This window comes from Streptomyces sp. NPDC014995, assembly GCF_043080745.1.
Classification (GTDB): Bacteria; Actinomycetota; Actinomycetes; order Streptomycetales; family Streptomycetaceae; genus Streptomyces.
Genome location: NZ_JBIBVX010000017.1, coordinates 96,159 through 122,466 on the forward strand (window position 1 = coordinate 96,159; position 26,308 = coordinate 122,466).

18 protein-coding genes and 6 pseudogenes are annotated in these 26,308 nt (G+C 69.5%); 13 read left to right on the forward strand and 11 right to left on the reverse strand.

The window, feature by feature from the left end; translation table 11 throughout:
* Positions 1-86: 86 nt before the first annotated feature.
* The 4 genes from ACF1A1_RS30570 to ACF1A1_RS30585 form a co-directional block, all read right to left on the reverse strand.
* Entirely contained in the window at positions 87-509 is a 423-nt protein-coding gene (locus ACF1A1_RS30570) for a DUF350 domain-containing protein (protein ID WP_392004245.1), read from the reverse strand.
* A 344-nt stretch (positions 510-853) separates the two neighbouring features.
* Complete coding sequence (locus ACF1A1_RS30575) at positions 854-1,999, reverse strand: RNA polymerase sigma factor (protein ID WP_392004333.1); 1,146 nt, start codon at positions 1,997-1,999, stop codon at positions 854-856.
* An 8-nt stretch (positions 2,000-2,007) separates the two neighbouring features.
* On the reverse strand, positions 2,008-2,415 hold the full coding sequence (locus ACF1A1_RS30580) for a YciI family protein (protein ID WP_257537232.1): 408 nt from the start codon (positions 2,413-2,415) through the stop codon (positions 2,008-2,010).
* 459 nt (positions 2,416-2,874) lie between these two features.
* Positions 2,875-6,378, reverse strand: a complete 3,504-nt coding sequence (locus ACF1A1_RS30585; protein ID WP_392004246.1) for an NB-ARC domain-containing protein — start codon at positions 6,376-6,378, stop codon at positions 2,875-2,877.
* A gap of 166 nt (positions 6,379-6,544) precedes the next feature.
* Between ACF1A1_RS30585 and ACF1A1_RS30590 the strand changes: the two are divergent.
* Positions 6,545-6,734 (forward strand): annotated as a pseudogene (locus ACF1A1_RS30590) (IS110 family transposase); the annotation flags it as partial.
* Between the two features lie 354 nt (positions 6,735-7,088).
* Here the strand turns inward: ACF1A1_RS30590 and ACF1A1_RS30595 are convergent.
* Positions 7,089-7,523: pseudogene (locus tag ACF1A1_RS30595) on the reverse strand (transposase); the annotation flags it as partial.
* 152 nt (positions 7,524-7,675) lie between these two features.
* On the reverse strand, positions 7,676-8,560 hold the full coding sequence (locus tag ACF1A1_RS30600) for an NAD(P)-dependent oxidoreductase (protein WP_392004247.1): 885 nt from the start codon (positions 8,558-8,560) through the stop codon (positions 7,676-7,678).
* 49 nt (positions 8,561-8,609) lie between these two features.
* On the opposite strand from ACF1A1_RS30600, the gene ACF1A1_RS30605 reads away from it, so the two are divergent.
* The 3 genes and pseudogenes from ACF1A1_RS30605 to ACF1A1_RS30615 all read left to right on the forward strand — a co-directional run.
* Positions 8,610-9,017: a MerR family transcriptional regulator gene (locus tag ACF1A1_RS30605; protein WP_392004248.1), complete on the forward strand. Its 408-nt coding sequence runs from the start codon at positions 8,610-8,612 to the stop codon at positions 9,015-9,017.
* Positions 9,018-10,350: 1,333 nt separating this feature from the next.
* Positions 10,351-11,151, forward strand: a complete 801-nt coding sequence (locus ACF1A1_RS30610) for a hypothetical protein (protein WP_392004249.1) — start codon at positions 10,351-10,353, stop codon at positions 11,149-11,151.
* Positions 11,152-11,546: 395 nt separating this feature from the next.
* Positions 11,547-11,846 (forward strand): annotated as a pseudogene (locus ACF1A1_RS30615) (transposase); the annotation flags it as partial.
* A gap of 31 nt (positions 11,847-11,877) precedes the next feature.
* Here the strand turns inward: ACF1A1_RS30615 and ACF1A1_RS30620 are convergent.
* A complete protein-coding gene (locus ACF1A1_RS30620; RefSeq protein WP_392004250.1) occupies positions 11,878-12,630 on the reverse strand; it encodes a hypothetical protein in 753 nt (250 codons plus the stop codon).
* Between the two features lie 77 nt (positions 12,631-12,707).
* Between ACF1A1_RS30620 and ACF1A1_RS30625 the strand changes: the two genes are divergently transcribed.
* Positions 12,708-13,280, forward strand: a complete 573-nt coding sequence (locus ACF1A1_RS30625) for an ArsR/SmtB family transcription factor (RefSeq protein ID WP_392004251.1) — start codon at positions 12,708-12,710, stop codon at positions 13,278-13,280.
* A pseudogene (locus tag ACF1A1_RS30630) lies at positions 13,174-13,761 on the forward strand (tetratricopeptide repeat protein); the annotation flags it as partial. The gene ACF1A1_RS30625 and the pseudogene ACF1A1_RS30630, both read left to right, overlap by 107 nt.
* A gap of 190 nt (positions 13,762-13,951) precedes the next feature.
* On the opposite strand, the pseudogene ACF1A1_RS30635 reads toward ACF1A1_RS30630, so the two are convergent.
* A pseudogene (locus tag ACF1A1_RS30635) lies at positions 13,952-14,872 on the reverse strand (IS701 family transposase); the annotation flags it as partial.
* Positions 14,873-15,025: 153 nt separating this feature from the next.
* On the opposite strand from ACF1A1_RS30635, the gene ACF1A1_RS30640 reads away from it, so the two are divergent.
* Positions 15,026-15,601 (forward strand): AAA family ATPase, encoded by a 576-nt coding sequence (locus ACF1A1_RS30640; RefSeq protein ID WP_392004252.1) that lies wholly within the window; start codon positions 15,026-15,028, stop codon positions 15,599-15,601.
* A gap of 292 nt (positions 15,602-15,893) precedes the next feature.
* Here ACF1A1_RS30640 and ACF1A1_RS30645 read toward each other — a convergent pair whose 3' ends face one another.
* Entirely contained in the window at positions 15,894-16,331 is a 438-nt protein-coding gene (locus ACF1A1_RS30645; RefSeq protein WP_392004253.1) for a transposase family protein, read from the reverse strand.
* Positions 16,332-16,695: 364 nt separating this feature from the next.
* Here ACF1A1_RS30645 and ACF1A1_RS30650 point away from each other — a divergent pair, with 364 nt between their 5' ends.
* Both ACF1A1_RS30650 and ACF1A1_RS30655 read left to right on the forward strand, forming a co-directional pair.
* A complete protein-coding gene (locus ACF1A1_RS30650) occupies positions 16,696-17,496 on the forward strand; it encodes an MBL fold metallo-hydrolase (RefSeq protein WP_392004254.1) in 801 nt (266 codons plus the stop codon).
* A gap of 482 nt (positions 17,497-17,978) precedes the next feature.
* Positions 17,979-19,097, forward strand: a complete 1,119-nt coding sequence (locus tag ACF1A1_RS30655; protein WP_392004255.1) for an IS630 family transposase — start codon at positions 17,979-17,981, stop codon at positions 19,095-19,097.
* A gap of 60 nt (positions 19,098-19,157) precedes the next feature.
* On the opposite strand, the gene ACF1A1_RS30660 is transcribed toward ACF1A1_RS30655, so the two are convergent.
* The gene (locus ACF1A1_RS30660; protein ID WP_392004256.1) at positions 19,158-19,790 is read right to left on the reverse strand and encodes a DUF6368 family protein; all 633 of its coding nucleotides are present in this window, start codon (positions 19,788-19,790) and stop codon (positions 19,158-19,160) included.
* 366 nt (positions 19,791-20,156) lie between these two features.
* On the opposite strand from ACF1A1_RS30660, the gene ACF1A1_RS30665 reads away from it, so the two are divergent.
* The gene (locus tag ACF1A1_RS30665; protein WP_392004257.1) at positions 20,157-20,840 is read left to right on the forward strand and encodes an alpha/beta fold hydrolase; all 684 of its coding nucleotides are present in this window, start codon (positions 20,157-20,159) and stop codon (positions 20,838-20,840) included.
* A gap of 18 nt (positions 20,841-20,858) precedes the next feature.
* Here the strand turns inward: ACF1A1_RS30665 and ACF1A1_RS30670 are convergent.
* Positions 20,859-21,581, reverse strand: a pseudogene (locus ACF1A1_RS30670) (transposase); the annotation flags it as partial.
* Between the two features lie 529 nt (positions 21,582-22,110).
* On the opposite strand from ACF1A1_RS30670, the gene ACF1A1_RS30675 reads away from it, so the two are divergent.
* From ACF1A1_RS30675 to ACF1A1_RS30685, 3 genes are all read left to right on the forward strand, one after another.
* Positions 22,111-23,124: a hypothetical protein gene (locus tag ACF1A1_RS30675; protein ID WP_392004258.1), complete on the forward strand. Its 1,014-nt coding sequence runs from the start codon at positions 22,111-22,113 to the stop codon at positions 23,122-23,124.
* A gap of 569 nt (positions 23,125-23,693) precedes the next feature.
* Positions 23,694-24,596 carry a fumarylacetoacetate hydrolase family protein gene (locus tag ACF1A1_RS30680; RefSeq protein ID WP_392004259.1) on the forward strand — a complete coding sequence of 301 codons (903 nt, stop codon included), beginning with the start codon at positions 23,694-23,696 and terminating at the stop codon, positions 24,594-24,596.
* Position 24,597: 1 nt separating this feature from the next.
* Positions 24,598-26,304, forward strand: coding sequence for a non-ribosomal peptide synthetase (locus ACF1A1_RS30685; protein ID WP_392004260.1), 1,707 nt, complete (start codon positions 24,598-24,600; stop codon positions 26,302-26,304).
* The last annotated feature ends 4 nt before the right edge of the window (positions 26,305-26,308 follow it).

Below are 26,308 nucleotides of genomic sequence, written 5' to 3' on the forward strand. Positions count from 1 at the left end.
CGGCATACATGCTGACGCCGCTTCCCCCGTGGAGCAGGAACCCTCCACGGCGTGTTGTCCTGGGCCGTCTCGCAGGGACAGCGGCTTCAGGAGATGGACGCCGAAATGATGGCGGAGACAGCGAGGTTGCAGGACGCCGTCACCCAGACCGCGGGATGAGGCTCTGCCTCGACCAGCGTCGCACCCAGGCGCCCTGGCGTGATCAGGTCCACCACCAGGAACGCCACGGCCATCATCACCAGCCCGAGCAGCCCGAACGCCGCGGTGGAGACCAGCCCCTTGCCGAAGTCCTCGTACGTCGTCCAGATGGACGTGAACACGATGCCACCGATACCGAGCAGTGCGGAGCTGAGCACCATGGCGGCGTTGCGATTGCGCTGTTCCCAGATCTGTCGTCCGAGCTTTCCAGGCGTCAGCACGTCGACCAGGACGATCCCGAGGACCAATAGGACCAGTCCCAGGCCACCGTATGCGGTGGCCCGCCCGAGTCCGTTGACGATGTCGCTCATGGGGTTGCCGACTCCGTAGCGTGAGGGATCGTGAGTGATCGCGGTCAAGGAGAGGCAAAATCTAGCGCACACGTTCCGCCCGCTGATCAGCGCCCGGCCTTCCGTGAGTATGACCGCGCGAGGACGCAACCCTGGTGCGTGCCAGCCGGGTTGGTGTACCGGCGGCGGAATGCCGCGTCCAGTGACCGTGCGCCGCCCGCCGGCCCCTGGACGCCGCCACCCTCCCCTCCCGTGTCGGTTCTGCGGGGACCAGGCGACATCGCTTGACCGAGCCCGACAGCGTCGACCTCGTGTTCGACCGGGCAGGATGCCAGCCTCGGCGCCAAGTCTCGCCCTCGGTGTCGTCAGCGATGTCGGAGGGTGTTGAGCCGGGCGGCCTGGCGCGTCAGGTGGTCGCGCTCGGCGAGGTTGGGTGCCTTGCGGGCCGCCTCGGCGTACAGCCGTGCCGCCGTCGCCAGGTCGCCGTCACGCTCGTGGAGGTACGCCGCCACCGCGGCGTGGCGGGGCAGTGAGTCGTCCAGCGCCGCGAGTGCCGCCAGCCCGGCGCGCGGTCCGTCGGCCTCGCCGACGGCCACCGCGCGGTTGAGCCGGACGACCGGGCTGTCGGACAGGCGCGCGAGCTCGTCGTACCACTCGGCGATCTGCACCCAGTCGGTCTCCTCGGCGGTGGGCGCGTCGGCGTGGAGTGCCGCGATGGCGGCCTGGGCCTGGAACTCGCCCAGCCGGTCGCGGGCGAGGGCCGCCTGGAGGATTTCGACGCCCTCGGCGATCAGCTCGGTGTCCCACCGGCTGCGGTCCTGCTCGGCGAGCGGTACCAGGCTGCCGTCGGGCGCGATCCGGGTGGCGCGCCGGGCGTGGTGGAGCAGCATGAGGGCGAGCAGCCCCGTCACCTCGGGGTGGTCGACGGCGGCCGCGAGCTGCCGGGTGAGCCGGATGGCTTCGGCGGCGAGGTCGACGTCGCCGGAGTAGCCCTCGTTGAAGACCAGGTAGAGGACGCGCAGCACGGTGGCGACGTCGCCGGGCTGGTCGAACCGCACGCCGGAGACGGTGCGCTTGGCCCGGCTGATGCGCTGCGCCATGGTTGCCTCGGGCACCAGGTAGGCCTGGGCGATCTGGCGGGTGGTCAGCCCGCCGACGGCGCGCAGCGTGAGCGCGACCGCGGACGACGGCGTCAGCGACGGGTGGGCGCACAGGAAGTAGAGCTGGAGCGTGTCGTCCACCGCGGGCGCGGGCCCGGGCGCCGGCTCCTGGTCGAGGAGGTCCTCACGTCGGAGGCGGGCGGCGTCCGCCCGGGCCCGGTCGAGGAACTTGCGCCAGGCCACGGTGACCAGCCAGCCCGTCGCATCCCGCGGGGGGTCGGCCGGCCAGACGCGGACCGCCTCGACCAGCGCGTCCTGCACGGCGTCCTCGGCCGCCGCGAAGTCGGCTCCGCGGCGGACGAGGATGGCGAGCACGCTCGGTGTGAGGCTCCGGAGCAGGGCCCCGTCCATGGATGAGGTCACTCCGTGATGGTGGGCGACACGCCGTAGAACGGGCGCAGCTCGAGCCACTCGTGGATCGGCTTCCCACCCGCCCCGGGGGCGGCCGACAGCTCCCCGGCCAGCTCGACGGCGCGCTCGTAGCTGTCGACGTCGATCACCATCCAGCCGGCGATGAGGTCCTTCGTCTCGGCGAACGGGCCGTCGGTGACCGGCGGGCGTCCCTCGCCGTCGTACCGGACCCACGTCCCCTCGGGGGCGAGCGCCTGACCGTCGACGAACTCGCCGGTCTTCTCGAGCCGGGCCGCGAAGTCGTTCATGTACTGCACATGCGCCGAGATCTCCTCCGGCGTCCACTGGTCCATCGGCACGTCGTTGACCGCTGCCGGAGCGCCGCGATAGTGCTTGAGCAGCAAGTATTTGGCCATCGTGTATCTCCTCGGTGCTGGTGCGACCCATTGTGGTCGCGTTCACCTCGGGGACGGAGCCGGCCACGGGTTCTCGACATCACCGTCCGATATTTTTTGGGCTTTCGTGGATGAGCCTGGTGAGCCGTCTCGCGGTGTGCGGGTTTACGGCGTGGGGGCCGGCGGCGGGGTGCGGGCAGAGGGCGCAGGCGGTGTACCGGTTCTACGCCTTCGTCGAGGCCCGCACGGGTGGCTGGGGTGTAGCCGGGCAGGTGCTGGCAGAGCAGGGCGTTGATGGTGCCGAAGGTGCGCTCGAAGGTGCGCTCGACGATGCGGGTGAACGGCTTCCAGGTGCCCCACGAGTCCGTTTGAACCATGGGTAAGGCCTTGCTGAACCACGGGTAAGGCCCTGCTGATCCAGCCGCTGGACCAGCGACCACCTTCATAGCCGCACGAACGGATCACCGAGCTCTCGCCGCATCAGGCAGCCATGTAGTCGAAGCCGAACAACCCCGCCGTCGTCCCCGCGAACAACGCCCGGCCGTCCGCGGACCAGGAGCACGACCACACGCCACTGTCGGTGCGCATCATGGTCAGGACCTCGCCGCTCGAGGGGGCGTGGATCCGTACGGTCTCATCCGCGCCGCCGGTGGCGAGGCAGGAGCCGTCGGGGCTGAAGGCCACCGCGCGCACCGGCCCGCGGTGACCGTTCAGCATGCGCACCATGGCCCCGGTGTACGGGTCCCAGATCCGCACCGTCGTGTCGCTGCTGCCGGTGGCCAGAAGCAAGCCGTCCGGGCTGAAGGCCACCGTGTGCAGCTGGTCGGTGTGGCCGGCCAGGGTGCGCACCATGGCGCCGGTGGAGGGGTCCCAGAGCCGTACCGTCGCGTCGTGGCTGGCGGTGGCCAGGAGCGTGCCGTCGGGGTTGAAGGCCACCGCGCGCACCGGTCCGCGGTGACCGTTCAGCATGCGCACCATGGCGCCGGTGGAGGGGTCCCAGAGCCGTACCGTCGTGTCGCTGCTGCCGGTGGCCAGGCGTGCACCGTCCGGGCTGAATGCCATCGCGTGGAGCTGGTCGGTGCGTCCCCGCAGGGTGCGTACTGTCTCGCCGGTGGCCATGTCCCACAACCGCAGTGTCCTGTCGCTGCTGCTGGTCGCCAGACGGGTGCCGTCCGGGCTGAACGCCACCGCCAGCACCGCGCCCCGGTGTCCGCGCAGGGTGCGTGTGATCTCGCCGGTGACGGGGTCCCAGACCGGCACAGCGGTGTCGCGGTTGCTGGTGACGACGCAGGAGCCGTCCGGGCTGGAGACGACCGTGTGCAACTGGTCGGTCCGGCCGGTCAGGGGCACCGGTGTGCCGCTGGACGTCGGGTCCCACGCCAGGGCGATGCGATCATTTCCGCCGGTGACAAGGCGAGCGCCGTCCGGGTCGAAAGCCACCGTGAGCACCGCCCCGCGATGCCCGGTCAGGGTGTGCACCGCCTGGCCGGTGGTGGTGTCCCAGATCCGCACCACGGCGATATGGCTGCCGGTGGCGAGGCGGGAGCCGTCCGGGCTGAAGCCCGCCGCCCGCACCACCCCGGACAGATCGTGTACGACCTCCTCCCCACCGGGCCCCCAGATCCGCAGTGTGCGGTCGTTGCTACAGGTGAGCAGGCGGGAACCGTCAGGGGTGAACGCCAGCGCGCGCACCGGCCCGCGGTGTCCGGTCAGCACGCGCGGCGCCCGGACACCGGTGGCAGGCCCGTCTCCCGGCCTGCGGTCAGGGCCGAGAGCCCCGACGCCCCAGATCCGTGCGGTCGCGTCCGCACTGCCGCTGGCCAGGAGCGAGCCGTCCGGGCTGAACGCCACTGCGGACACGAGGCCCCCGTGACCGGTCGCCGTGTGCAGCACCTCGCCGGTCGCCGGATCCCAGATCCGCACCGTCGTGTCGCTGCTGCCGGTGGCCAGGAGCGAGCCGTCCGGGCTGAACGTCATGGCGAGGACCGGCCCGTCGTGCCCCCTCGCGGTACGCACTGCCTGGCCGGTGGCCGCGTCCCAGATCCGTACGGTCGCATCACGGCCGCCGGTGGCCAGCAGGCGGCCGTCGGGACTGAAGGCCACAGCGCGTACCGGCCCGTGGTGGCCGGTCAGGGTGTGCAGGGTCTCCCCAGTGGCGGAACTCCACATCCGTACAGTCGTGTCGCGGCTGCTCGTGGCGATGCGGGCACCGTCCGGGCTGTACGCCACCGCGTACACCGGCCCGCGGTGGCCGGTCAGGGTGCGCATCAGGGCAGGGTCGGGCAGGTCCGGAGGAGGCCAGCGGTCGACGAGGGCGGGAGTGCCGGCGGGAAGCGGGCGGGCGGGCCAGTGCGGTGCGCCGGTGATGCGGCTGCGCAGGACCGTGTCGAGGGCGTGCGGCGGGGTGGTGGGGGTGAGCAGGTGGGCGGCTTGGGCCAGTTGGCGGGCGAGGGGCTGGGCCGGAGCTCCCAGGCGGTCGAGATCGCGCCAGGGGGCGGTGGGCCCACGCTGATGCAGGCGCGCGCGGACCCACCGGAAATCCCCTGCGAGGGTGAGTGCCTGTGCGGAACGGCGAGCGTCGAGGAAGTGCTCGATGAGATGGTCCAGCAGGTAGCCGGCCGTGACCCGCCACCACGGCACCGCTCCGTCCTCGGCTGCGGGCAGGGAGGCCGCGACGGCGTCGAGCAGAGCGGCGTTCGCGGTGCTCAGCCCCGCGGGCCCCAGTTCCGTACGCAGGTAGTCGCGGACGACGTCGTGGACAGTGACGGCTCCGCCGGCCACGGTGGTATCGATGCCGAGCAGCGACAGGTCGGCCATCTGCTTGCACAGGGCGCGGGTGGCGGTCTCGTCGAGATTGCCGGTGGCGTGCCACAGCGCCGCCACCAGGTCGATGGGCACGCTCTCGTCCTCGGCGAAAACCCCGAGTTCGTTGAAGCGCTGCTCGGCCTGCTCGTGCGGCAGGAGCGTCGAGGCGGCGCGGATGCTGGCCCGTACGGCGGTGTTGCGCTGGTCGGGGTTGTTGAGGTCGAGGGTGCCGTCGGGGTCCTGGACAGCGGGACCGTCAGCGCGCAGCCGCCGCAGGAGCGTCCTGGCCGCGGCGGTGGGATCGGCTCCAGTGGCTGTCTGATCGGCGAGGAACTTGTTCGCGATGCCCAGCAGCAGCGCCCATCGTCCCGTCGCCTTGACCAGTTCCTCCACCACCTCGCGCCGCGGCGGGGCGGGGAGGCGGTGGGTGAGCAGGAGCCGGGCCTGCTCCACCGTCATACGGTCGACTTCGATCCGCACCGCGGCGGCCGGGAGCACATCGGCCCTGCGCGTGGTCACCAACCGGACACAGGACCGCTCGGCACCCCGCAGGAACGGGGTGAGCTGCTCTCGTTCCCACACGTCGTCGATGATCAGCAGCGTGCGCGGCCGCCCGGCGAGGAGCGTGCCGAGATGGGCTCCGGCGCGCTCGGGGTCCGAACCGCTCTCGGTGGTGTCGCCGGTGATCAGGCGGGTTTCCTCCGCGACCTTCGCGGCGATGGCCGCACGGCCGCGCACCTCCCGCCCCATGGTGATCAGGTGAACGCCGCCCGGGAACCGGCGCTGCACCGAACGCTGGGCGGCCACGTATCTCGCCAGACTGGTCTTGCCGAACCCGCCGGCCCCGTGCAACCCAGCTGTGATCGCCACCGGAGCGCTGCTGCCCCAGCGCCCAGTACGCCTGCGGACGGCCTTGCTGACGGCAGCCGCTTCGTCTCTGTTCACCCACCACTCCGGCACCTCGGGCGGCGCCGGACGGCTGGTCGCGGCCGACGGTGCGCCGGGGACCGCCCGCAAGGAGACCACCAGGGCGACCAGTCCCGCCGCCGATCCGAAGACACTCGCCACCGGGTCGGCGACACCCCAGCCATCACGCACCGCCGTCACCAGCAGCCACACCGCGGCCGCCACGCATACGGCGATGACGGCGCGTGTCCCCCAGCGTCCCCGTGATCCCATGCGACCTGATCATTCCCTCCGGCACCGGATCAGTGCCAGTCCCTCACCACCGGACGACTGGTCTGTAACGTTCTTCGGATCCGCCGTGAAAGAGACAGCACGGATACGCGACCGTCAAGTCGAAGAACAACGGCGATGAGGGCGGCCATGGCGCTGATACGGCGTCGACGCCAAGGACGCCGTTGTGATCGCGGACGCGGCCCGCACCATGCCGCACACCCGCCACCCGCACGTCCGACCGCATCCGCGGCCTGCTCGCGCAGTTCCACCCCAGCCTCGAACGCGTCCCCGGCCCACGCCCGGACCACCCCGCCGTCACCTGCCTCCTCGAGCGCCACGGCTCCCCGCAGGCCCTTCTCCACAAGGTCTTACCGAAGACGTCGGATGGGCCGGAAAGGTCCTCCGGCTTCGGGTCGTACACCGGGACGCTGCCGGTGAACCACCACACCAGCGCGCCCCCCGTTGTGCCGGCACCACCGTGGAGCGCGAGCAGGGCGGCTACGGATCCAGAGGACTCTGTTGACCCCGCTGTAGCGGCGCGGATGCTTCTCCGCCTGCGTGGCAACTTCCACGAGGATCCGGGCGTGTGCGCCGGACGTGTCCTGGCCGATGGTCTGAAACAGGGCGTGGTTCCTCCAGGGCTGCGCCGCGCTCTGGTCCTCGCCTGCGTCTCCAGCTGACCGACACGGACGAGGGCGCACGCTTTTGGTCACGGTCACCTGCCCGTCGGCGTTCGGCGCCCGATGGCCAGCCAACTGCCAGGTGGGCTTGCGTACTTCGGCCCGGGCAGTGCGGATCGCGGCCAGGGCTCCGCTTCGCGCCCGCGGCGAGCGTGTCGACCAGCCGGGAGATGGTCGGGTCGGAGGCCACCGGCCCGAACACGGCCGGCTCGGCCCGCAGCAGGCCCACATCGGCCGAACAGTCCCCGCCCAACGCCACGGCCAGGGCACCACATCCAGCAGAATCTTGCGCGGATCGTGCACCGCCCGCGGCTTGCGTCATGGCGCCAGGGCCCGCGATATCACCGTATCCAGGCCGGTCTTGCGGACCGTCTCCACCAGGAGTACGGCCCCGGCCTGCGCCACCACCCCACGACCGCCGCCCTCGACACGGACACGTGGGTAGGAACCGATACGCTGCTTCACCTGGAAAGTGCCTCCGCACCACGCGCGAACAAGGATCGCGACAATCCTCCTTCTCGCTGGGCAGAGGCATTTCCCGTGTTCGTGATCACGATCCGGACAGCTCGCCACGCGAAAGCACGATGGTTTGGCCCGGTGTCGGGATTCGGGATCAGTCAGTCGTTGCGGGGTTTGCTGAACTCCTCGATCAGCACGGGATACTGCTCTCCACCGTGTCCGGCGGCGATCGAGCGGTCGGCCATCGCCTTGATCAACTTCGGCAGTTCGGAGTTGACGCCCACCGCCTCGCTCTCCTCGATCAAGTGTGCCATCGCCCGTGCGTCGGTCTCCAGGGCCGACACCTCGGCCGGGAAGAGGCCGCTGTCGATCTGCTTGGCATATCCAGGCAGCCATTCGGCCACACCGGCAGCGATCTGCCGCGCAAACGGCGCATACGTCGCGGCGTCAACACCGGCCGTCCTGAGCAGGGCGGTGCCCTGGAGCCAGGCGTTCAGGACGCTCCACATCATGGCTAAGCCGGCCACGTCGTACAGGGACGCCAGCCCATGGTCCGCGCCAAGGTAGGTGACGGTGCCGAGCGCGTCGAGTGTCGACTTGTGTGCCTCGAAGTCCGACTGCGGCCCGCTGTGCAGAATCACCGCCTCGGCGGTCCCGATCGCCGGCGGGATGGCCATGATGGCGCCGTCCAGGTAATGGGCGCCTCGCTGCTCGGCCCACTGGGCGGCTTCCCGGGCCTGGGCCGAGTCGCCCGAGGTCAGGTTGATCAACATCGTGCCGTCCAGCTCGATATCGCTCGCGCCGAGCAGCTCGTGCATGGCCGGGTAGTCGGTGACGCAGATGATCGTCAGAGAACCTGCCTTGAGTGCGTCGTCAACCGTCGGCGCCAGCCGCGCCCCCTCGGCCACCAGCTGGTCGGCTTTGGAGGACGTACGGTTCCACACGATTGTGGGATGCCCGGCTTTCAGGAACGCGCCGGCGAGTGCCTGGCCCATCAGGCCGAGTCCGATGACTGTCACGGGTGTTTCGGGGTTGTTGTTCATGGCAGCATCGTCAACGTTGATACCGGTATGAAGGTCAAGTGAGGTTTCGATGCGTATCGGGGAACTGAGCCGCCGGACGGGCGCCAACACCCATCAGTTGCGCTACTACGAGGCCCAGGGCCTGCTGGAGGCAGACCGTGGCGTGAACGGATACCGCGAGTACGACGAGAAGGCCGTGCTGCGGGTGAATCAGATCCGGCACCTGCTGAACGCGGGTTTGTCCTCCGAGGACATCGCATACCTGCTGCCCTGTGCGGTGGGAGAGACCCCGGAGCTGCTCGGGTGTCCCGAGTTGCTGGCCGCGATGCGGTCACGGCTGCAGCGACTGGACGATCAGATGGAGAGGCTTGCTCAATCCCGCAACGCGCTTGCCGGCTACATCGATGCGGCCGGGCGAATGAGCAACGAGAGCTACCCACCCTTTGACGACGCCGGCCTGGCGCCCGCCCCCTCCTGAGCAGCCGGGGCGCCCCGTCTTGCGGACCGTCTCGACCAGCAGCACCCCCCGGCCTGCGAGGCCACCGCCGACGCCCCGGGCCTGGACACGATCACGCGGGGGACAGAGCAGCACGCTTCACCTGGTGAGTGCCTTCTCTCCCGCAGTGGACGGTGCCTTCGGCAGCAAGTCCAGCTTCCCAGGTCAGGAGCACTCTCTACTCATTTGATCAGCATCCAGGACGCCCAACACCGTGAAATCTCCAGGCCAGACCGGAACCCTGGTCAAGCCCCTGCCGTGCGCAACTGAAAAAAGGGGGCCGTCATGAAGCTGACGGCCCCCATCACGAGCGCACGCGGCTAGCGGCTTTGCAGCCACCAGATGATCACAGCCGTGATTGCAGAGCCCAGGGCGGTTCCCGCGCCGCGGACGAGACTGAACAGTGCCGTGCTTCCCAGACGCCGGGCGGTCTGCCTACGGGTACCTGCCTTGTTGTTCATGATCGCCCCCACTGCGTGACGTGTCCGGCTCCGCAGCCGGGCGGTTGACGTAAGGCTGCTGGCCGGACAGTTGGGGTATCTCAAAGACAGGGCAGAACGGGCGCATCTGCCTTACGGTGCAGTTCAGGCGGGTGCCCGCTGCACTACTTGGCGGGCGGTGGGCGGGCGCCTTGGCTGCCGGAGGGATCGGATGAATGCTGAGTCCCGCGCTTTGCAGGAGGCGCTGCGTACACTGGAGCGGCAGGCCAAATCCCGAATGGGCAAGGGTTATTCACGTCGAGGCGTCACTCGCGCACTTGCGAAAGCCCCTACGGCGTTGAGCTGAACAACCAGCGGATCGGCGAGTGGCTGAGCGAGGATGCGCGTAAGGCGAAAGTGCCCAGCGCAGACAATGCCGATCTCGTGCGGGCACTCGTGCGATTGTAGAGCAGTTGGGCCCGGGCCCAGCGCCAGCGTCTGCGGGGCAGACCCGGCACTGTCACCTCGCCGGCGCCGGTTGCCGCGCTGCGGACCCTGCCGCGGGATGTCGCCGCCTTCACCGGACGAGAACGTGAGGTGGCCCGGCTCATGGAAACAGCTGGATCGGCCTCAGCGGTCGCCATCCACGCCGTGGACGGCATGCCCGGAGTGGGGAAAACCGCTCTCGTTATTCACACTGCCACAAGCTTGCGCATCGGTTCAGCGACGGTCAGCTCTTTGTTCGCCTTAACGCACACCATCCCGGCCAGCAGCCCGCTGATCCAGCCGACGTACTGGCCGCTCTGCTCAGCAGTGTCGGAGTCGATCCGGCACGTATACCCGACCACCTGGAAGCACGCGCTGACTTATGGCGGGACCATCTCGCGGGCCGACGGATGCTGTTGGTTCTGGACGACGCCGCCGACCACACGCAGGTCGAGCCGCTCTTGCCGGGCATGGCTGGCAGCCTTGTCCTGATCACCAGCCGCCGTCGCCTCATTGCGCTGGACGGTGCGGAACCGCTTCCCCTCGGTACCCTCTCCTCACAGGAGGCGGAGCTGCATTTCACCCGCCTGTGCGGCTATCTGCCTCTGGCCATCGCCCTGCTCGCCGGCCGACTCGCCCACCACCCCGAGTGGAACCTCGTCGAATTCGCCAACGATTTCCACCGGACGCAGGACCGGATCAGCGAACTCCAGGGCGGCGACCGCGCGGTGGCCGCCGCCTTCGAGATGTCGTACCGCGATCTTCCCTCCGGGCACCAACGCCTCTTCCGCCGCCTCGGACTACACCCCGGAACCGACACCGACATCTACGCCACCGCTGCCCTCGCCGGGATCTCCCGCGCCCAGGCCCGCCAGGGACTGGAAGCTCTCTACATCGATCACCTCATTCAAGAACCCGCCCCAGGGCGCTACCGCCTGCACGATCTGGTACGCGAATACACCCGCACACTGGCCACCCGAAACGATCCCGACTGTGAGCGGCAAGAGTCCATGCACCGGCTGCTGGACTACTACCAACACACAGCCGAGACCGCCGACGGCCAACTGTCCGACAGCCTCCGCCCGGGCAACGTTCTGTGGCGCCTGACGGGCAAGTATTCCGCAGCCGCCGCTGCCGCGGAGAGCAATGCTCAATACCTGTGGATCGGCCTGACGGAAGGAGGCGTACCTTCCCGATGGATCGATCGATAGGTCATCGAGCAAGGCCGACGTTGGCGCGTCGGTCGGGAAGGCACGCCCGTGCTTACGGTAGTCAACGAGGACGGCACCACGCCGCAGGGATCCTTGATCGACGAAATCGTCCGCGAGGGGGCCCGCCGCATGTTGGCGGCCGCGCTGGAGGCTGAAGTCAGCGCTACATAGCCGAGTTGGCGGACGAGCGCAACGATAAGGGGCAGCGCATGGTGGTCCGTAACGGCTTCCATCAGCCTAAAGGGTGTTTCAGAACGGGATCAGCGCTGATTTTCCGCCGTGATCCAGACTGTCGGCCGCTTCGATTTGTCCGGCTTCCTGGCGACTGACGGCGCTCGTTGATCTAGCGAGTGACTCGCTGGGCGATCTACGCAGCCCTTGTGCAACACCCTATAGAGATCGTCGATGACGAGGCCGAGCTGCTGGCGTTCTACGATTTCCCCGCCGAGCACTGGATCCACCTGCGGACCACCAACCCCATCAAGTCGACCTTCGCGACCGTGCGGCTACGGACGAAGGTCACGAAGGGCGCCGGCTCCCGGGCGGCGACCCTCGCGATGGTCTTCAAGCTCGTCGAGTCCGCCCAAGTCCGCTGGCGGGCCGTGAACGCACCTCCCCTCGTCGCCCTCGTCGGGGCCGGAGCCCGCTTCGAGCGCAGCCGCCTCGTAGAATGCTCCGAGGTTCACGCGGCCTGAACCACCTCAACTGGCTCACAGGTATTGACAATCACTCAACCGAACCGGTCTCCATGTAGGGTCGGATGGCCACCGTGACATCCATGTCGAAGGCGTTCGCCCCCGCTGCGGACGGCAGGCCCAGGGCCCGGTCGAGCGCGCGGCTCAGGGGGCCGCAGCCACTGGTGTCCGGGGCGGCGAACTCCGCGTCCTTGGCACCGAAGGCGACGACCAGGGGGTCCCTGGATATCACCCGGGTGGGATCGGTGTCCTTGAGTACCAGGTGGACCGCGTCCTCATCGCTGCCCACCGAGCAGCCCGACCACGGCAGGGCCGGCAGCCCGTGCGCCGAGCCTATGGCGAACTTGATGTCGAACTCGCCGCGCCGGGTGTCGTCGGACAGGAAGTCCGAGTAGCCGCCGTACTGCGGAGTCAGGGTCAACGGGGTTCCTCCCGCCCGGATTGGCGCAGCGGTCATCTCCCCGAAGACCTGGCGGAATTCACCGTCCACACGGCCTTCCGCAAAAGTGATCTTCATAGGTTCGGTGAGCGGCTCGTCGATGGCGCCCATGCGCAGATGCCCCGTGGCGTGCATGACCTCGCAGCGCCAGGTCCCGGGGTCGGCACCCGCAGGCAGCTCATCGACGGCCGGGCAGGCGGAGAAGTCGAACTCGGGCAGATCCGCGGCCCGTTCAGCTCCATGCGCGGGTGCGGCGCCCAGGGCGAGCCCGGCAAGTAGGGCCCCCGCAGCAGCACTTGTGAAGCGGCGCACTGTGCGATTCAAGGTCACTCGGTTCGGCGTCATACGCCACAGCATTGCAGAGATGTCTCTGCAGAGAAAGATCTGCAGAGAAAACGCTGTTATCTGGATAGACTGCCGCCATGACGAACGAGCGAAGAGCGGAAGCCACAGGGCGGCGCACGGTCGACAGCCCCGAGATACTCAAGGCCCTCTCGCACCCCCTGCGCCTGCGTATCCTCCGCCACCTCGGCGCGGCAGGCCCGGCCACCTCAACCACGCTGGCCGCCGCCCTCGGCGAAAACACCGGGACGCTCAGCTACCACCTGCGCATGCTGGAGCGCAGTGGCCTCATCGAGGACATCCCCGAGCGCTCCACCGGGCGAGAGCGCTGGTGGCGCGGGGTGCGCGGGCTCGACATCCGCAGACCGCCGCAGGGCGAGCTGACGGAGGCCGAGCGCGCCATGTCGGCCGAGCTGGACCGGATGAGGATGGAGGAGGACGTCGAGCTCGCCCGGCAGTTCACCGCCGCACAGGCGGAGTCCGAAGGCTGGATGCGGGGTTCACGCAGCCTCATCCACCTCACGAAGGGTGAGCTGGACGCATTCCATGACGACTATCTGGCCCTGCTCGGGCGCTACGCCCGCGGGCCCGAGGACGCCCCCGACGACGCACGACCCGTACTCCTGCGCTGGTTCGGCCTGCCCGCTGACTGACCGGCAGCCGACCGACGAACTGTCTGATCGGCCGACTGGCCGTACGGGTGGGTTGAGGGAAGGGACCAGGACGGGCCGACGTCTTCACGGGCAGCCACCGCCTCCTCATTCGGGCGACGCTTTGCGCGGACCTCGAACGAGAAGAAGATCAACAATCAGTCACGCCGCCCATCGAGACCGCGGCCTGGCCAAGATCGATCCACAGGTCTTGACAATTGCTCCCGCGGAGCAGGCACTGAGCCTCTGCCGCTCCCTCGGCAGCCACCTCGGCGAGGCCAACGCCTTGCAGATCCTGGGGCAACTACGGCTGCTGTCCGGGAACTGTCCGACTGCGTGCGACCTGCTGGAAGAGGCATTGGCTCTGTACCGCACTCTCGGCGATCGCCTCGGCGAAGCCAACACCCTACGAGATGTGGGGCGGGTCCGGTACACCATGAAAGACCTGCCCGAAGCGGACAGCCTACTCACGGACGCCTTGGCTCTGTACCGCGCTATCGACGACCGCATCGGTGAAGCCGGCGCCCTGCACCATCTGGGCCGAATGCGGAGGCTGTGTGGCGACCATCCCACTGCCACAGAGCTGCTCCAGAATGCCCTGACCCTGTTTCGGGATCTGGGCGACACTCAAGGTGAGGCCGCAGTGCTGAGCAGCACGGGAGCTCTCGTACTCGAATCGCCTCCACCCGCCACCTTGATCCCGCAACGCGCACCAGCTCGGCCAGCGGCACCGGGCGGGGTGAGTAGCAGCGGTAGTAGGCGAGTTCGCCGGTGGTGTGGTTGCGGCGGATCAGCAACTGGCGGCTGCCGGGGGCGGGGTCGGCGAGGTCGATGACGGCCCAGTCGTAGAAGCGGTGGCCCTTCGCCCCGGTCCCTGCGGAGAGCTTGTGCCAGGCCCGCTTGGGTACCTTCGTGGCCAGGGCGTCGGCGCGGTACTTCCCTGCGCCGGTGGTGACTTCGTGCGAGCAGGCCACCGCGAGGACATAGCCGGTGCCGCGTTCCTCCAGCACGGCTCTCAGAGTGGGGTTGCCGCCGTAGACCTCGTCGCCCGCGACCCAGGCGGCCTGGTGGCCGGCGTCCAGGAACCGGGCGACCATGCGGGCGGCCAGCTCTGGCTTGGTGGCGAATGACGTCTCCTTGCCGAGTCCGGCGGCAAGGCAGCGGGCGGGGTCGGAGGTCCAGGAACGCGGAACGTACAGTTCCCGGTCCACCGCGGCGTGCCCGCGCCGACCGGCGTAGACCAGATAAACAGCGACCTGGGCATTTTCGATCCTTCCGGCGGTGCCGGTGTACTGGCGCTGGACGCCGACCGTGCCGGTGCCTTTCTTCACGTCCCCGGTCTCGTCGACGACCAGCACCGCCTGATCGTCGTGCAAGTGGTCCACCACGTAGCCGCGCACGTCGTCGCGCACCCGGTCGGCATCCCACTTGGCCCGCCGTAGCAGATGCTGCATGCCGTCCGGAGTCGCCTCCCCGGCCCACTCGGCGATGGCCCAGCAGTTCTTGCGCGGCAGGTCCGACAGCAGGCCGAGCATCAACTTCCGTACTCGAAGACGGGGTTCGACCCGCGCGAACCGACCCGCGATCCGGCCCATCAGGCCGTCGAACGCCTCCTGCCAGCGGCCAGGGTCTACGCTGTGACCTGCGGCCACCGCATGATCGTTTGTCTTCACACACCGATGATCAACGGTGGCCGCACCCATGTCGCCTCAGACGTCATCGGCCCTGCGAACGCAAGGAGACCACCTGTGCCGACCGCCGCATACGAAGCACTGCTCATCGGTGGCCGCGCCGGGGTCGGCAAGACCACGGTCGGCTGGGAGATCTCCGCACAACTCCAAGCCCTGCGCATCGCCCACTGCCTGGTCGAGGGCGACAACCTGGACCAGGCATTCCCCGCCCCGGCCGACGACCCCGCCCGCACAAAGATGACCGAGGCGAACCTCGCCGCGCTCTGGCGCAACTACGCCGCTCTGGGATACCGCAGGCTGATCTACACCAACACCGTCTCCGTTCTGGAGCCCGACCTGATCGCCCGCGCCATGGGCGGCACACCCCGCATCACCGCGGTACTCCTGACCGCCGACGAAACAACCGCCCAGCAGCGCCTCGGCACCCGAGAGATCGGCAGCCAACTCGACGCCCACGTGACCCGAAGCACCGCCATGGCCCAACATCTGGAAGCCACCGCGCCCCCATGGGTCGCACGGGTACCCACCGACGGCCGCTCCGTCACCGACATCGCACGCGATGCCATCGCGGCAACCAACTGGTCAACCCAATCGGCACAGACCGTGGATCACGATCTACGGCTGGAGTACTAGGAACCAACGAGGGGTGTCGTCCCCCACGGGCCGGCCCGGCACGCTGGTGCGGCGGGAGCTTGTGGCGGCGGTCACCCCTCGCGGGTGACGATGGGCATGGTTACCCACTCGGCCAGGGCATGGCGAGGTCGAGTGCGGCAGGGTAGGGCACCAACAGGGCTTCTGTGCATGCGGGTTGAGACGTCCAACACCTCGCTCAACGGTAGCGGGAGCCTTGTCGGTTGCGGACCCATGCGTCGCCAGGGTGTGCTGAACTGCGGATCAGGCAGTGCCATGACCCTGCGCGGCAACGTCATCCGCCTTGCATGCAGGCCCAGTTGGTCAGCCCGGCGCCGGCCCGTCCGGCGAGTGAGGGCCTGATGCGTTCCAGTATGTGGTTGAGCCGCGTGGTGAAACGCGCGTAGGGGGCGGTCAGCTGCGTGAACGGCTCGGCGAACGTACGGCGTGGGCAGTCCACCGTGCCGCAGAGGAAACGCCGGGCCGTCAGCCGGATCACGACGCTCTGCCCATCGAGCGGAAGATCCTTCAACCTGCGCCGAGAGGAGTCGTGCGCCCGGCCCGAGAAGCGACCGCAGTCCGGACCCGCTGAGCTGGCCGACCGGCGGCCTCTCGGCACCAACTCGACCGTGCCGAAGGCAGCGGTCACCGCTTCGACGTTCATGTCGTCGATCCCGTCGAACACGAGCGAGTCCCAGAGCGATGCGTCGGTTTGCATGACCAGCACCGTCACCGACAACAGCCGACCACGACGAAGACCGTCCTAGACCTGACGGAGCGTCACTCTGTCCTGTCAGGCGGCAGGGCGTACGCGGTCTCACTCGAAGCTGCAAAGCCTCGCAATCGAACACCCCGGTGACCCAGCGCTACCGTTCCCCAAGATCTGTGCCAGAACGGAGAAATGACGGCACTATCTGCGGGGGAGGCAGGCTTGTGGTCCTGAAAGAAGTACGCGTGTTCAATGAGGCGGAAACGGCCGACGCCCGAGCCATGGACGAGGTCGAGGTCTACCGGTTCTGCGAGGCGCCCACGACCTGGAGTGGACACAGGGCAACCCGTCTGGTTGTGGGCCGCCCGCCGGTGGCACCATCTGTGGGATGCCCCCTTCCATTCAGGTCGGACCGTACACCGTCATCGCGCTCGCCGACGGCGCGGGCCCCTTCTTCTCCCCCAGGTCGGAGGCGTTTCCCGGCGCCACCTCCGAGCAGTGGGCGGCGGCCGACCAGTTCGATCCCGGCGCGCGCGACGCCGATGGGCGTTGGCGGCTCCAGTTCCGCGCGTTCGCGATCCGCAGCGACCAGGGCGTGACGCTGGTCGACGCGGGGATCGGCCCGGCCGACAGCCCGGCGGCCTCGTGGGCGCCCGTGCCCGGGGTGCTCCCGGCTTCGCTGGCTGCCGCGGGTATCGAACCATCTGAAGTAGACACCGTGGTGCTCACGCACCTCCACACCGACCACGTGGGCTGGGCCGTCGTCGGCGAGCAGGCGCGGCCGTTCTTCCCGAACGCCGAATACCTGTTGCAGCAGGCCGAACTCGACGCGATCGAGGAGGTCAACCCGCAGCTGCGGTCCGCTGTGATCGACCCGCTCCGGAAGACCGATCAGCTACGGCCGCTTGACGGCGACACCCCGCTGCGCAGCGGCGAGCGCGTGTTCGCCACGCCCGGTCACACGCCCGGGCACCAGAGCGTGCTCGTCGCGTCCGGGCGTGAACTGGTCGCCGTCACCGGTGACGTGCTCGTGCACGCGATCCAGCTGCTCCACCCCGAACTCGCCTACGCCCACGAGATGAACCCAGAGCAGGCAAGGGCCTCAAGGGAACAGGTGCTCCACAGCCGGGCCGCCAGCACCCTCTACCTCGCGACCCCGCACCTGACCGAGCCGTTCATCGCCCGCTGACCCACCCGGCGGGGCCGGTCATTCCACGAGCGCGCGCAGCCGCTCGGCCGTCCAGTGCCGCATCAGGCAACATGTGCCCTGTCGTTACGTGAAGCGCCGCTCGGTTCCTGTCTCGGGCAGCGCGGGACCGTCAGGCTGAAGGTGGCTGACCAGGAGCGGGTCCTGGGGACCGCACCACCCACTCAGCCTCCGCACCCCGGCACAACCTGGCGGTCTGGAAAGGGAAGGCCGGGAGGCGGCTGAAGGCGCCGCCGCTCTTGCCGGGCTGCCGGCCGATCGGGAGCAGGTCCTCGGTCCGGGACCACCCCGATACCCGCCATACCCGTCGATGCCTTGCCTACTGGCGGGCGATGGCGGGGGATGCGGCCGGAACTGTGACCGCCCTTGCCGAGTTGCTAGTGCTGTGACCGCCTAGGTTCGCCGGGTCGGCGGTTGTAGCGGTTGGATGTGCGGTGACGTCCGATCCGACCGCTGGAGGCGCGGTGCCCGAGCCCGTCCGTGTGCGCAGACTGACCGACCAGGAGGGGCAGAAGCTGCAGCAAATCGTGCGCCGGGGCAGCACCAGTTCGGTTCGCTACCGGCGGGCGATGATGCTGCTGGCCTCGGCCGGCGGGAACCGGGTACCGGTAATCGCCCAGCTGGTGCAGGCCGACGAGGACACCGTCCGCGATGTGATCCACACGTTTAATGAGAAGGGCCTGGCCTGCCTGGACCCTCGGTGGGCGGGAGGCCGTCCCCGCCAACTCAGCGATGACGACGAAAACTTCGTCATCGCGACGGCCACCACCCGCCCGGTCAAGCTCGGCCAGCCGTTCACCCGCTGGTCGCTGCGCAAGCTGGTCGCCTACCTGCGCAAAGTGCACGGCCGGGTGATCCGCATCGGCCGTGAGGCGTTACGGTGCCTGCTCGCCCGCCGCGGCGTCACCTTCCATCGCACCAAGACCTGGAAAGAGTCCCCGGACCCCGAACGGGAGACGAAGCTGGACCGTATCGAGCACGTCCTGGACCGCTTCTCGGACCGGGTTTTCGCCTTCGACGAATTCGGCCAGCTCGGGATCCGGCCCACCGCGGGCGCGGGCTGGGCCGAACAACGGCGTCCCGACCGGCTGCCAGCTACCTACCACCGCACCCACGGAGTCCGGTACTTCCACGGCTGCTACTCGGTGGGCGACGATCGTCTGTGGGGCGTGAATCGGCGCCAGAAGGGAGCCGTGAACACGCTGGCCGCGCTGAAATCGATCCGCGCCGCCCGCCCGGACGGTGCACCGATCTACGTGATCCTGGACAATCTGTCCGCCCACAAGGGCGCCGACATCCGTCGCTGGGCGGAGAAACACAAGGTCGAGCTGTGCTTCACTCCGACCTACGCCTCGTGGGCGAACCCGATCGAAGCGCACTTCGGACCGCTGCGGCAGTTCACGATCGCCAACTCGAACCACCCCAACCACACCGTGCAGACCCGGGCCCTGCACGCCTATCTCCGCTGGCGCAACGCCAACGCCCGCCACCGCGACGTCCTGGCCGCCGAACGCAAGGAACGCGCCCGCATCCGCAGCGAGAAAGGCATCCGCTGGGGCGGCCGACCCGCTCTCGCCGCATGATCAGGCAACATGGCGAACGTTCCCGGTCACAGCACCACTTCCGCCGCGGATCTGTCTGGGCTACTTGACCAGCCGGAAGGCGGGGTGCCCAACCCAGGCCCGCAGGAACTCCGCCGTTCCCAGCGCCATCCAGTCGTCGTCCGCGATCCCCGACACCCCAGGAAGGCCGGCGACGACCGACGCCTGTCCGTCCAGCAGCTCGGCTTTGGCCACGCCTCCGATGACGTCCATGACAGCGGCGGTCAGCAGGGCCGTGGTCACGTGGTCGATCTCGCGATTGCAGCAGGCGCTGACATTGACGGCATGGGTCGGCCTGAAGCCGAGAATGGCCTCCACCTCGGGCTCGTCCGCGTGCTCAGCCTCGAAGGTGCTCTCGTCGCTGACACCCGGCCCCATCAAGTAGACCAGGAAGGGCCGACGCCAGTCCTCGCGCTGCGGATTGAATCCCACCAGGGCTGTGAGCTCCTCGTCCGCGATGGTGTTGCCGAGGAGTGGAAGCGGGAACGGCTTTCGCCAGTCCTTCTCTCGCCTGTCCTCGACGCCCAGTCGCTCTGCGGGCACCTTGACGTCGAAGAAGCCGGGCCGCTTCTCGTCGAAGTGGGAGGAGAGCCCCACCATCAACGCGTGGAACTCCCGCAGCGCAGCCAGGGAGAGCGGCTCCGCCAACTCGATCACCAACGTCGGACCAGACATGTTGGGAGCCTAGTTTGATCGGCTCCGCGACCGCTCAAATTCTTCCCACACCGAGTCCAGCCGGTCCGAGCATCGACGTCGCCACCCCGGCGAACCTATGCGGTCAGAGCACTAGCCGGCCAGGAGCGGGCGTTGGGACCGGACCACCCCGACAGCCTCACCACCCATCGATGCCTTGCCCACTGCCACCGGGTGGCGGGGGACGCAGCTGGAACCGCCGCCCTAGTGCTGTGACCGCGTAGGTGCGCCGGGTCGGGTCGGGTCGAGCCGCCGTTTTCGAAGATCGCACTATGCCCGGAGCCCGGTGTCGGACACTCCCGGTAGCGTGCCGGCAACCAGATCAGACTCCTCTCCGGGAGAACCACCTTGGACATCCTGCTCATCGCTGGCTTGTGGCTCGACGGATCCGCATGGGATGACGTCGTACCCGAACTCACCGCGCTCGGCCACCACCCCGTGCCGCTCACCCTCCCAGGCCAGGGCGACGGCGCCGCCTCCGCGACGCTTGACGACCAGTTGGCAGCAGTGCTTGCCGCAGTTGACGCGGCGCCCGGAAAGCCCCTGGTGGTAGGGCACTACGCAGCCGCGACCCTGGCCTGGCTGGCCGCCGACGCACGACCGGAGAAGGTGGCCAAGGTCGCCCTGATCGGCGGCTTCCCCGCCGCCGATGGGCGGGCCTACGCCGATCACTTCGCGATCGAGGGCGGCGCCATGCCCTTCCCGGGCTGGGATCCCTTCGAGGGCCCGGACGCCGCCGACCTGGACCAGCAGACCCGGGACCGCGTCGAGTCCGCCGCCGTTCCTGTCCCAGAGGCGGTCGCCAGGGGAGTCGTACGCCTGACCAACGAGCGCCGCTTCGACGTCCCCGTTGTGGTTGTCTGCCCCGAGTTCACCCCCGCCCAGGCCGAGGAGTGGATCGCGGCCGGTGAGAGTCCTGAACTCGCCCGCGCTGCCCACCTTGAGTACGTGGACCTCGACTCGGGCCACTGGCCGATGGCCACCCGCCCCCGCGAACTCGCCCGCGTCCTGGCAAAGGCCGCCAACTCCTAGCGGTGCCGGGTTGGGTGGTCACGCCGCGGTCGGTAGTGGTCTGCCGCCCCAGCGGAGGCCCTTCTCGCTGCGGATGCGGGCACGTTCCTTGCGCTGGGTCGCGAGAACATCGGGATGGCGGACGTTGGCGTTCCGTCAGCGCAGGTAGGCGTGCAGGGCACGGGTCTGTGCGGTGTGGTCGCGGTGGTTGGAGTTGGTGACGGTGAACTGCCGCAACGGCCCACAGTGCGTCTCGAGCGGGTTGGCCCAGGACGCGTAGGTCGCGGTGAAGCACAGCTCGACTCGGTTTTTGCTCGCCCAGCGCCTGATGGTGTCGCCCTTGTGGGCGGACAGGTTGTCCAGGATCACGTGGATCGGGGCGCCATCCGGGCGGGCTGCCCGGATCGACTTCAGCGCGGCCAGGGTGTTCGCGGCACCCCTCTTCCTGCGGTTGACTCCCCACAAGGTGTCGTCGCCTACCGAGTAGCAGCCGTGGAAGTTGGCGAACCCGTGGGTGCGGTGGTAGATCGCGGGATGCCGCTCGGGCCGGCCCTGCTCGGCCCAGTCCCACCCGGCGGTGGGCCGGATCCCGAGCGGCCCGAACTCATCGAACGCGAACACCCGGTCAGATCAACGCTCCAGCACCTCCTCGATCCGGTCCAGCTCGGCGTCGCGCTCCGGGTCGGGCGACTCCTTCCACGTCTTGGTCCGCTGGAACGTGGTGCCGCGGCGGGCGAACAGGCACCGTCGACCGGGACGTCCTGCTCACCGACGTGATGCTGTACTGGCTGACCGCGACGGCAGGTTCGGCGGCGCGCATGTACTACGAGGGGGCAGGTACGCCCAGGCCGGGTGGTCGTGGTCGCCGCGGGCGTGAGTGGCCTGCCGTGGTGTCCGTCAAGGGCGCTCCCGGGTTCTGCGGCCATGTCGGCCGTAACTCGGTGCCCCAGACGCCCGGTTCGGGTGTTGCGCCCCCGGGGCGGCGCGCACCGCGGATCCCGTGGCGCGGGCCCGCGGACCGGCTCTGGGCAGCCAGGACGGCCGGCGTACCCGCCCCTTGCCTCACGCGGACTGGTGATTGACACGCCGGATTCCCTGCCAACAGGGGCGCGTTATTCAGTCAAAGAACGAATGCGTGTTCACGGCACCTTGGGTTGGGAACGCGTAACTCAGCACGGCAACACCACAAGGGAATATCGCTTCCCCACACGTTTCCGTCATCGCTGGATTCCCCTTTCTTCCGCCCTCTCCGGGGGCGTCATCCGTGCTGTCGAAAACAAGGAGTATTGACATGGCCTTAGCGGACGGCCGGCCCGAAGAAGCGCCGGCTATCGAACTGCTCGACTGCACCCTGCGCGACGGTTCGTACGCCGTCGACTTCCAGCTCGACGAGGAGTTCGTGACGCACCTGCTCACCCGGCTGGACGAGATCCCGGTCGCCAAGGTGGAGGTGGGCCACGGAATCGGCCTGGAGGCCGAACGCAATGGCATCAAGCCCTGCAACATCGGCCACTACCGCTGGGCCGAGATCGCCCGCTCGGCCCTGGCCCGCAAGCCCTGGGGCATGTTCGCCCAGCCGGAGTTCACCCGCCTCGACACCATCGCGGAGATGAGCGACCGGGGCATGTCCTTCGTCCGGGTCGGCATGGAACCCGACCGGGTCCCCGAGAACCTCGACTACCTGCGGCGCGCCACCGAACTGTGCGGTCAGGTCTACCTGAACCTCATGAAGTCCAGCGCGACCCCGGAGCGCCAGCTCGTCCAACTGCTCGACGGGGTGACCCCCGACATCGCGGGCGTCTACGTCGTCGACTCCTACGGCGCCATGCTGCCCGCCGACGTGCAGGCCTACGTGAGCGCGGTGCGCGAGTACTTCCCGGTCGTCGGCTTCCACGGGCACGACAACCTGGGCATGGCCAACATCAACAGCATCACCGCGATGCAGGCGGGCGCCACCATCGTCGACGCCACCCTCGACGGCATCGGCCGAGGATCCGGCAATGCCGCCATCGAGTCGCTGGCCGGGGTCATCAAGATGCTGGGGACCGACCTCTTCGACTACCGGGAACTCGCCAAGCTCGCCGCCTACTGCCGGGAACACATGGACCCCATTCCCGAGGACCGCACCATGCAGGTTCTCGGCGCGGTGATCGGCATCCACTCGGGCTACTTCCCGCTGGTGGAGGAACTGGCCGAGGAGTACCACACGGACCCGGCGCGGCTGATGGAGACGGCCGTGGAGATCGCCGACCACAGCCCGCGCAAGGCCGACTTCCGCACCGCTGCCAACAGGATCAGCGCCTGAGCCCGTCGTCCGGACCCCGTCAAGTCACCGGACCGGCACCACGGATGAGCGGCGTCCGTCGCCACCGTCGGCGCCCAGCGCTGGTGCTTGCCGGCCCGCCGCGCCCCACGGGGGCATCCCCGGCTCTGCGACGTCCCAGCCCGCGGCGACTGGGGGCGCGGTCGTCCGGGGGCGCGGGGGCTCACCCGTCCGAGGCCGGCTGGTGGAAGCTCGCCCGTCCGGAGCGACCGGCAGACACCCCACCGGGGCGCCAGAGGACGCGCTCGCACGGAGCTGCGGGCAAGACGTGCTCGCCCGGGCGGCGGGAACGCCCGCCCGCCGGGAGGGACGGAAGCCCGCCCGCCGGGAGGGACGGAAGCCCGCCCGCCGGGAGGGACGGAAGCCCGCCCGGCCAGAGCCCGCCGGCACACGCCTGCGCCTGGACGGTCGGGTACCCCCGGCCCAGACAGGCAGCGGGACACGCTGTCCGGAGCCACCCGGGAGCCCCGCCAACAGGAACCCGCAGGAACCCACAGGAGCCCACTCACCGCAGCCCTCCCAGCCCTCCCAGCCCTCCCCGAGGAGACCCCATGAGAATCACCAGGACCCGCACGTCCGCCGCCGGCCACCGCATCGCCGTGCACCGGCGCGACCAGTGGTACGACCTGTCGGACGTTCCCGGGTACGCCCGCACCTCCCGGATCAGCGACCTCCTCGGCGACACGCCGTCGCGGGAGCTGGCCGGCGCCCTGGAGCGGCAGGCGGGTGCCCTCAGCCCCGTCCAGCCCGCCCTGGAACTCGCCGCCACCGTCGTCGATCCCGGAGCCGACATCTGGGGCGCCGGGCTCAACTACCGGCGCCACTCCGAGGACCTGGAGTCGGAGCAGCCCCGCTCCGGCCCCGGCTCCTACCTGCGCCCGGCCAACTGCCTCATCGGCAACGGCGATCACATCGAGCTGCCCCGGCAGTCCCGGCGGGTCACCGCGGAGGCGGAGCTGGGCCTGGTCATCAAGACCACCTGCAAGAACGTCGAGCGCGCCGACTGGCGCGACGTCGTGGCGGGCGTCACCGCCGTCCTCGACATGACGGCCGAGGACGTCATCCGGGAGAATCCACGCCACATCCCCTGGGCGAAGGGGTTCGACACCTTTTGCAGTGTCGGCCCGGTCCTGGTCACGCTGGACGAGTTCAGCGACGACGACCTCGCCGCCCTGCGCGTCGCCACCGTCCGCAACGGGGAGACGGTCGCGGCGGCCACCCCCGCCGACATGAAGTTCGGCCTCGACCGCCTCGTGGAGTACTTCAGCGCCGGACGCACGCTCGAAGCCGGCACCGTCATCTGCACCGGCACTCCCGGAGCGGCGGTCATCAACGCCGGCGACACGGTGCAGGCGGTCGTGCAGGACGTCGGCACGCTGACCCATCCCGTCCGGCAGCAGGCGGCGGCCCGCCAGAAGGCACGGTCCCCGGCAGTCCACGGTGAAGGAGGGTGACATGCTTCCAGCAGAGGAGTCCGTGCTCGACGCGCTGGACCGCGTCGTCCGGGAACTCCCGGACAACGAAGCGGTGCGCACCGCCGAGTCCGGCCTGACGTACCGGGAACTCGGCGCCTTCGCGGACGAGTTCGCGCACCGGTTACGGCAGCGCACCGAACCGAGCGAGTGCGTCGCGCTGCTCGCCACGCGCAGCGCGGCCGCGATCGTCGCCATGATCGGCGCCCTGAAGGCACGGCGGCCGTTCGTCTTCGTCGACGAACGGGACAGCGACACCTCCAACGCCGCCAAGACGGGCCTGCTCGGTGTCCGGCTGCTGGCCCGCGGCTCGGGCGACGACGGCCACGTGGAACTCACCGAGCTGCCGGCCCGCCGGCTCCCCGCCGACGGCACGCCCGCGCCGCGCCCGCTTCCCTTCGCCGACGGCGAGATCGGGTACGCGATCCACACCTCGGGATCCACCGGCGCGCCCAAGTGCGTCCTCGTCCGGGCCGCCCCGCTCGCCCCGGTCGTCCGCGATCATGTCACCCGCCTGTCCGTCGGACCCGGCAGCCGGACCCTGCAGTTCGCCCGGCTCACCTTCGACGGCTGCCTGACCGAGATCCTCTGGACGCTCACCGCCGGGGCGTGTCTCGTCGTCGTGGACGAGGAGCGTCTCGCGCCGGGGCCCGTCCTGCAGGACACGCTGGAGCGGTTCGGGATCACCCATCTCAAGACGACCCCCTTCGCCCTGACGGTCACCGAACCCAGCGACGGGATGCACTTGGAGCACGTGATCAACGGGGGCGGCCCGTGCCGCCCGGCCGTGGTCCGCACCTGGTCCAAGGCGGCGGGCTTCCACAACGCCTACGGCCTCACCGAGACCACGGTGTGCAATCTGCTCAGCGACGCCCTCGACCCGGACGACTGCCAGGACGGGGTGCCGCTGGGCGATCCGGTGGGCGACTGCGCGTACGTCCTGCGCGACCTCGGGACCGGGACCACGGGGGAGGGGACACGACGGGGCGAACTCGTCGTCACCGGAGCCTCGGTCGCGGCCGGATACCTCACCGAGGACGGGGTCAGCCCGCTGACCGGTCCCGACGGGACGGGCGGCTACGCCACCGGGGATGTCGTCGAACTGCGCGACGGCCGCCTCTACTTCGTGGAGCGGCTGGACCGCCAGGTGAAGGTCCGCGGCTACCGGCTCGATCCCGGTGAGATCGAGAGCGCGGTGTGCCGTCACCCGGCCGTACGCGAGGCCGTGGTCGTGGCCGAGGCGCACGCCGACGGCGACCGTGCCGCCACGGACACCCTGGTCTGCTACTACCAGGGCGAGGCCGACCCGCGCACCCTGCGCCGGCATCTGGACGGCCTCCTCGACCCCTACAAGATCCCGTCGGTGCTGGAGCGCGTCGACGTCTTCCCCAGCACCCCGAACGGCAAGATCGACCGGGATGCCCTGCGCACGCGCCGGCAGACCCGCGCCACCGGGGACGCCCCCGACCGCCCGGACGAGCAGCTGCTGCACCTGGTGCGGACCCTCACCGGGGTGCAGGACGCCCGGCTGGACGACAACTTCTTCGAGCTGGGCGGCGACTCCGCCTCGGCCGTGGTCCTGGTGAACGGGATGAAGAAGTTGGGCTGGACCGATGCCGGCGTCCGGGACGTGCTGCGGGCGGAGAACCTGCGGGAACTCGCCGGCCGGCTGCCGGAACGGGGGGTGTGACGCC